The organism is Burkholderia sp. RF7-non_BP4 (assembly GCF_001521935.1).
GTDB classification, from domain to species: domain Bacteria; phylum Pseudomonadota; class Gammaproteobacteria; order Burkholderiales; family Burkholderiaceae; genus Burkholderia; species Burkholderia diffusa.
In genome coordinates, this window is sequence record NZ_LOTA01000030.1 from 1 (window position 1) to 518 (window position 518).

Below are 518 nucleotides of genomic sequence, written 5' to 3' on the forward strand. Positions count from 1 at the left end.
GGGTCATGCTCGATCGCCTTGCCGTATGCCAGCACCGCCGCATCCGCCTGACCGAGGTCCTTCAGCGCGTTGCCCAGGTTGTTGTACGCCTGCGCATAGTCCGGCCGCAGCGCGATCGCCTGCGCGCAGTGCTGCATCGACGCATCCGGCTGCCGCGCCTCGCGCAGCGCGTCGCCCAGGTTGTTGTGCGCTTCCGCGTAGTCCGGCTGTCGCTGCACCGCTTCGCGGTACTGAGCGATCGCATCGTCGAGCCGGCCTCGCTCGCGCAGCGCGTTGCCCAGGTTGTTGTGATAGATCGCGCTCGGATACGCGTCGATCGAGCGGCGCATCAGCGCGATCCCTTCCTCCGGCTGCCCTGCCTGACAGGTCAGCAGCCCGAGAAAATGCAGCGCGTCCGGATGCGCGGGCTCGTGCGCGAGCAGCTGCTCGTAGCCCGCCTTCGCGTCGCCCAGCCGGCCCGCCTGGTGATGCGCCAGTGCGGCGCCGAGAATGTCCGTGGTCTGTTGCATGTCGTCGTT

1 protein-coding gene is annotated in these 518 nt (G+C 68.5%); it reads right to left on the reverse strand.

Annotated elements, in window-relative coordinates; translation table 11 throughout:
- Window positions 1-509, reverse strand: a 509-nt coding sequence (locus WS49_RS12160; protein WP_156441382.1) for a tetratricopeptide repeat protein, incomplete at its 3' end; no start/stop codon positions are given.
- Between the last annotated feature and the right edge of the window lie 9 nt (window positions 510-518).